General features: G+C 67.6%; 2 protein-coding genes. Both read left to right on the top strand.

What is annotated here, in order from left to right; all coding sequences use genetic code 11:
• The first annotated feature begins 130 nt into the window (after positions 1 to 130).
• Positions 131 to 3,676, top strand: coding sequence for a hybrid sensor histidine kinase/response regulator (locus HLA98_RS20560; protein WP_057502024.1), 3,546 nt, complete (start codon positions 131 to 133; stop codon positions 3,674 to 3,676).
• A gap of 95 nt (positions 3,677 to 3,771) precedes the next feature.
• Positions 3,772 to 7,299: a hybrid sensor histidine kinase/response regulator gene (locus HLA98_RS20565; protein ID WP_049448742.1), complete on the top strand. Its 3,528-nt coding sequence runs from the start codon at positions 3,772 to 3,774 to the stop codon at positions 7,297 to 7,299.
• Positions 7,300 to 7,488: the final 189 nt, after the last annotated feature.

Genomic DNA, 7,488 nt, shown 5'->3' on the forward strand with positions numbered 1-7,488 from the left:
TACGCACAGGCCCCTGCCAACGATGCGTGCATGGCTGCAACAGTTCGTGGTGGGTCTACCGGTGGAAACAGGCTGTTGCAGTCATGAACCCAGCCCTGTGTGACAATCGGACCAGGACAGGGGGTTCAGGATGACGAGCAGCTGGCGCCTGTGGTGTCGAGGCATCGTGGGCATGGGGCTGTTGCTGATGGCGTTGGCCACTGCAGCTGCGGCCCCGGACATGGCAGAAACACCGCGCCTGCGCCGTTTCGGTGCCGCCGAAGGCATGCCCTCGCGCATGGTGCTGGCGTTGGCCGAGGATCGCCAGGGGCATATCTGGGCGGCCACCGACGGCGGCCTGGTGCGCTATGACGGGGGCGCCCTGCGGGTCTGGGAACACGACCCCGAGCAGCCGGGCTCGCTGCCCGGCAATGAGATCGAGACCTTGCTGGTCGATCCCCTGGATCGCGTCTGGGTCGGCATCAATGGCAAGGGCGTGGCCCGGTTGGATGCCGACCGCGAACGCTTCAAGACCTTCGATGCGGTCAACGGCCCCTGCATGAGCCAGTTCTGGACGCTGGCCTACGCCGAGGATGCGCTTTGGATCGGCACCAGCAGCCAGGGCGTCTGCCGGTTCGGAGAGGACGGTAGCCTGCGCTTCTTCAAGCACGACCCGACCCGCCTGGACGGCCTGCCCAGCAACACCATCTACAGCAGCCTGGTTGACGCGCAGGGGCGGCTGTGGATCGGCACCGAGAGCGGGGTGGCGCGCTGGAACGGCCGCGGGTTCGAGTCCGTGGCAGCGCGTGAGCTGGGCGCGTTGAGCGTGCTGCGGATGAGCCGTGATCCGGATGGCTCGATCTGGATCGGCAGCCAGAACGACGGGCTGTACCGCATCGATGCACAGGACCGGGTCAGCCGTCCGCGCTGGAGCGACAGCGCCCGCCTGCGTTCGGCGCTGGTGCTGGCCGATCGCCAGGGAGGCTACTGGGCGGGCACGTCCGACGGCCTGCTGCGCGGCGACGCCAGCGCACTGCGGCGGCTCGAGGGCGACCGCGGCAGCGGCTTCCTCACTGCCCAGAGCGGCGTGCTTGATCTGCTGCAGGACCACGAGGGCGGATTGTGGGTGGCGCTGCTGACCCAAGGCCTGGCCTACCTGCCGCCGGACTGGCGTCGGTTTTCGATCTGGAACCAGCTTGACGGCAAGCCGCTGGACAGCCAGTACCTGCTGAGTGCAGCCAGCGATGGCCAGAATTACTACGTCGGCTCGGCACATGGCGTGTACCAGCTGGACGCGCAGGGAGCACTGAAGTTGCTGGCCAGCGATCGCGAGATCGGCAGCGGGGCAGTGTGGTCGGTGTTGCCGCGGCCGGGGGGGCGCCTGTGGCTGGGGCGTGCCGGCCGTATCAGCGTGTATGACCCAGCGACACGCGCGCTGCATGACTGGCACATCGAGGGGGGAGCCGACCTGCGCCAGCGCATCGACCTGATGCGCCAGGCACCCGACGGAACGATCTGGCTTTCGGTGATGAACCTGGGCCTGCAGCAGCGCAGTGCCGACGGCCGTGTGCTGCGCAGCTATCCGCTGGACGATTTCCGCAAGTCGGCCGATTCGCCTATCGAGCAGATCCGTTTCGACGCCCAGGGCAAGGTCTGGGTGATGGGCGACATGGGTCTCTGGCGCGAACAGGCCGGACGTTTCGAGCCGGTGCCGGGGGTCTCCCGTGGTCTGATCTACGATCTGGTGTGGATTGATCCGCAACAACTGTGGCTGGCCCGCCAGGGCGCGCTCGAGCGCTACCAGTGGGATGGCATGAGCCTGCGCCTGATCCAGCGCGTCGATGGAAGCGCCGGCGTGCCGCCGGTCAGCATGGGTGGCCTGGCGCTGGCCGACAACGGCCGCCTGTGGGCGACCACGCCGCGCGGCCTGCTGCGCTGGGATCCCAAGGCACGACGCCTGCAGTTGTTCAATGAACGCGATGGCCTTTCCGATGCCGAATTCACCAGCCGACCACCGGCGGTGAATGCCGATGGACGTGTGCTTGCGGTTGCCCAGACCGGTCTGGTGGCCTTCGACGTGAATGCCTCCGACGTTGTGTTGCCGGAATCATCACTGGTGATCGCCGAGGTCCGCGTGCGCCGCGACGATGCGCGTGGCTGGCAGCCGTTGCCGAACACCGGCACGTTGCTGCTGGGACCGGATGATCGTGATCTGCAGATCGACGCCCGACTCCTGTCGTACGCCAACCCGCAGGGCAACCGCTACCGCTTCCAGGTACGCGGTTACGACCAGAACTGGGTGGAGCAGGGCGGTGACGGCCAGCGCACGCTTTCCCGGTTGCCCACCGGCAGCTATGTCATCGAAGTGCAGGCAGCCACCTCCAGTGGCGCATGGACGCCTTCGCAGCAACTGCAGGTGAAAGTGCTTCCGCCCTGGTGGCGCAGCGGCATGGCGATCTTCGGCTACCTCCTGATCGGCTCGCTGCTGCTGCTCACCCTGGTGTGGTCGACCCGGGCGCGCCTGCGTCGCCGCCAGCAATGGCAGTTGACCGTGCACAAGCAGGAATTGGCCGAACAGGCCTCGCAGGCCAAGAGCCGGTTCCTTGCCACGCTGGGCCATGAGGTGCGCACGCCGATGACCGGCGTACTTGGCATGAGCGAGCTGCTGCTGGCCACGCCGCTGGACCCGGTGCAGCGCAGCTACGCCGGTTCGATCCAGCAGGCCGGCAGCCATCTGCTGCGCCTGGTGAACGATGCACTGGACCTCGCACGCATCGAGGCCGGTCGATTGGAGCTGGACCTGCACCCGTTCGACCTGGTGGGCCTGCTTGACCAGGTACAGGCACTGATGCAGCCGATGGCGACGCAGCGCAAGCTGGAGTTCCAGCGTGGCGAAGATCCGCCTGGACCGATCAGTGTCAGCGGTGATGAGATGCGCGTGCGGCAGATCCTGCTCAATCTGCTGGGCAACGCGATCAAGTTCACCGAGCGCGGCCATGTTGGCCTGGCAGTGCGCCTGGAGGAGAACGGCGGTGGCCTTTGCTTCGAGGTGCATGACAGTGGCCCCGGCATCAATGCCGAGCAGCAGGATCGCCTGTTCCACCGCTTCGAACAGGCCGATGGCCCTCGTACGGCATCGCGCTACGGCGGCAGCGGGCTGGGCCTGGCGATCTGCCAGGAGCTGGCCGTGGCGATGGGCGGGCGCATCGAAGTGGACAGCCAACCGGGCAAGGGCGCGCGCTTCCGGGTACGGTTGCCGCTGCCCTGGACGCGGCAGCCCGCCGTCGCAGCGGGCGATGTTCCGGCGCAGCCGAACCTGCCGCCGCTGCGCATCCTGCTGGTCGAGGACGATGTCACCGTGGCCGAGGTCATCGCGGGCCTGTTGCGCGGCCGCGGTCATGACGTGGTACACGTTCTGCATGGCCTGGGCGCGCTGTCGGAGATCGCCACCGATGGCTTCGATGTGGGCCTGCTCGATCTCGATCTGCCGGCGCTGGACGGTACCGCCATTGCCCGCCAACTGCGTGCCCTGGGGTACGAGCTGCCGTTGGTCGCGGTGACTGCCCGTTCCGATGCCTATGCCGAATCGCAGGTTCTGGCTGCCGGCTTCGATGGCTTCCTGCGCAAACCGGTTACCGGCGACATGCTGGTAGCGGCAATCGCCCAGGCCCGTGCAAAGCGACAGACGGCAACGTGAAAGCGTCGGCGCCTGGCGTGAATGGCGCTACTTTCGGTTTACCATGCCGACGCCCGCAGCGCGGGAATCATCAGGGCAGCGTGAGGAGGCAATCGGTGGTGTATCTGCGGGCGGCGATGCTGCTGCTGGTCCTGCTGTGCTGCCTGTCACCCGCTGCCGCGCAGCCGGTGCCGCCAAGCCCGCGCCAGGTGACGGTGTTCGACGGCCTGCCGTCCAACACTGTCAATCGGATGGCCGAAGATCGCTACGGCTACCTGTGGATCGCTACCAACGATGGCCTGGCCCGCTACGACGGGCGCAACTACCGGATCTGGCGTTCGGAGGACGGCCTGCGCGACAACCGCATCTGGACGGTACTGGTCGATGCGCGCAACCAGCTCTGGATCGGTACAGAGAATGCAGGCCTGGTGCGGATGTCGGCCGATCGCCGCCAACTGCATTTCTACGATCGCAGCAGCCAGCCGTTGATGGGCACCAACACGGTCTGGAGCCTGGCGACCACGCCGGACGGTTCGATCTGGTTCGGCACCCACGAGGGCGGGTTGTATCGCCTGGACAACCAGGACCGCCTGCAGCGTTTCCTGCCGGAAGCCAACAATCCGCGCAGTCTGCCGGCGGCATCGGTTCCGTATCTGGCGACACTGGCTGACGGCAGTCTGTGGGTTGGAACCAAGCACGGCGTTGCGCGCTGGACCGGCACCGATTTTGAGCGCATCGGCACCGACCTCATCCCCAGCCTCCTGATCAATGGCCTGACTGCCGAGCCCGATGGCAGTCTGTGGATCAGTACGATGGCCGGAGCCATCGTGCGCCGCCCCGATGGTCGCTTCGAAGCGCCGCCATGGAAGCTGCCCGAGGGCGAGCAGGTGCTGGGCATGATGCTGCGCGATGAACAGGCCGGGTACTGGCTGGACACCCGCACAGGCCTCGGCCGTGCAGTCGACGGCCAGTACCAGACCGTCCCGTTGTACAGCGCGGTGGCACGCGGCCCGGTGCGACCGAACTGGACTGGCGCCTACGAGGACCGTGAAGGCGGCATCTGGTTGGCCAGCACCAACGCCGGGCTGTGGCATCTGCTGCCCCGCTGGTGGCAGTTCTCGGTGCTGTCGCGGCTGGAGGACGACCCCCGCTCGCTGCGCAACGCTTTCGTTCTGGGCACCAGCCCATCCAGCAATGGCGGCATCTGGACGGTAGGCAGCCATGGTGCGCTGGACCGCTTCGACCCGAACACCGGCAAGGTCGAGCAGCACCGTACCTGGGTGAACGGAATGCACTGGCTGACGTCGGTGCGCGAGGACCGACGCGGACAGGTCTGGATCGGCTCGAATGACGCCCTGCTGCGTTACGACCCGAAGCGGCGCGATCTGCGACGCTGGGGCCGTGATGCCGGTGCCGACGCAACCATGGAAGGCGTCATCGAATCGATGACGACCTGTGACGGCGACAGCCTCTGGCTGATGCTGTCGTCGGGCCTGCAGCAGCGCGACCTCGATGGGCGCCTGCGTCGCCAGCTCAACAATGGCCAGCGCGGATTGCAGCAGGGGCAGCTCAATCTTGATGTGGAATGCGGGCCGCAGGACCATGTGTGGCTGGCCAGCAGCCGCGGCCTGCTGCAGTGGTTGCCGGAAAGCGAGCGCTTCCAGCCGGTGCCGGGGGCTCCGGCGACCGCGATCCATGCCTTGCACGTCGGTCGTGATGGCCAGGTCTGGCTGTCCGAAGATGGGCGCCTGTCGCGCTATCGCTGGAGCCAGGGGCGGCTGGAACGGCAGACCGTGGTCGGCGCCGAGCAGGGCTACCCGGCGATCTCGGCGTCCGGGCTGGTGGTCGATGCGCAGGGCGTGGCCTGGGCGACCAGCGCGCGCGGCCTGGTGCGGGTCGGTGCCGATGGCCAGAGCGTGCGCCTGTATGGTGTGCACGATGGCCTGCCCAGCCAGGAGTTCCGCGAGCACACGCTGGTGATGTCGGGGGACGGCCATCTGGTAGCCGGCACGCCGGCTGGCGTGGTGGTGTTCGACCCGGAACAGGTGCGGCCCTCGGTACGGCGGGCGCCGCTGGTGATCGAACGGGTCGAAGTCCGCCGCAACGAGCAGGTGCTGGACCTGACCCATGACACGCCGTTGCAGATCGCCGATGGCGACCGTGACCTGCGCATCGTCGCGCGGCTGCTGTCGTTCGCCGATTCTGCCTCCAACAGCTACCGCTACCGGCTGGCCGGCTATGACCCCGATTGGGTGGAAGTGGGGCCCGCCGGCGAGCGTCTTTTCTCGCGTCTGGCCCCGGGCAGCTATCGTCTGGAAGTCCAGGCGCGCTCGGCCGACCACGTCTGGTCGCGGGTGCAGAGCCTGGAGTTCCGCGTGCAGCCGCCGTGGTGGCGCAGCCTGTCCGGGTTGCTGGTACTGGCTTCCATCGCACTGCTGCTGACCAGTTGGTTTGCCTGGCTGTACCGCCGCCGCCTGCAGCGTCGCCACGCCTATCAACTGGCATTGCACAAGCAGGAACTGGCCGAGCAGGCATCGGCGGCCAAGACCCGTTTCCTCGCCAATCTTGGCCACGAGATACGTACGCCGATGACCGGTGTGCTCGGCATGAGCGAACTGCTGTTGGCCTCGCCGCTGGATCCACAGCAGCGCGGGTACACGCAGTCGATCCGTCACGCTGGCGAACATCTGCTGCACCTGGTCAACGATGCGCTGGACCTGGCACGTATCGAGTCCGGGCGACTGGAACTGCAGTCCAAGCCGTTCGCGCTGAGCTGCCTGCTGCAGGATCTGGCGGCGCTGATGGGGCCGCTGGCCGCACAGAAGGGCCTGCGCTTCACCCTCGACAACCAGCTGCCGCCTGGCCTGCAGGCCACGGGGGACTCGATGCGGGTGCGGCAGATCCTGCTCAACCTGCTCTCGAACGCGGTGAAGTTCACCAGCCGCGGCACCATCACCCTGCATGCGCGCAGCGACGCTGAGCTGCGCGCGCTGCATTTCGAAGTGCGTGACACCGGTCCGGGCATCAGTCAGGAACAGCAGCAGCGTCTGTTCCGCCGTTTCGAGCAGGCCGACGGCGCCCGCACTGCCGCGCAGTACGGCGGCAGCGGCCTGGGCCTGGCGATCTGCCGCGAACTGGCGCAGGCAATGCAGGGGCGTATCCAGGTGGAGAGCCAGCTGGGCCGAGGCACCTGCTTCGGCGTGACGCTGCCGTTGCCGCTGGTGGTCGATGCCAATGCCGAAGCGGATGGCGAAACGCACCGCGAGGACGCGGCCAACATGCCGCCACTGCGGGTGCTGCTGGTCGAGGATGACGCGACCGTGGCCGACGTGGTGCGCGGCCTGCTGAGTGCGCGTGGGCATGAGGTGGTGCATGCGGGCCATGCGCTGGCGGCGCTGCGTGAAATCAGTGCCGGCGATTTCGACGTCGGCCTGCTGGACCTGGACCTGCCCGGCCTGAGCGGTTTCGAACTGGCCCAGCACCTGCGCAACCAGGGCTACATGCTGCCGCTGCTGGCAGTGACCGCGCGGACCGATCCGGACCTGCAGCAGCAGGTGGAAGCGGCAGGCATCGGTGGCTTCCTGCGCAAACCGGTGACCGGTGAGCTGCTGGTGGAAGCAATCGCCCGGGTGATGGGCAGGTAGGGGTTCGGCAGGGCCTGCGGCCCTGCACCCGCTACACGCAACGGCAACAGCTGAAGCAACAGCCGAAGCAAAAGCTGGCTTCCTGTGGGATGGCGGGGTGGGTCCGGTGGCGGGAGACGCCGTAAACCCGTCCCTGGGGGCTTGGCCGCGGCATCCATGCCGCGGACACTCCCGCCACCGGACCCACCC

Source organism: Stenotrophomonas africana (assembly GCF_013004645.1).
Taxonomy (GTDB): Bacteria; Pseudomonadota; Gammaproteobacteria; order Xanthomonadales; family Xanthomonadaceae; genus Stenotrophomonas; species Stenotrophomonas africana.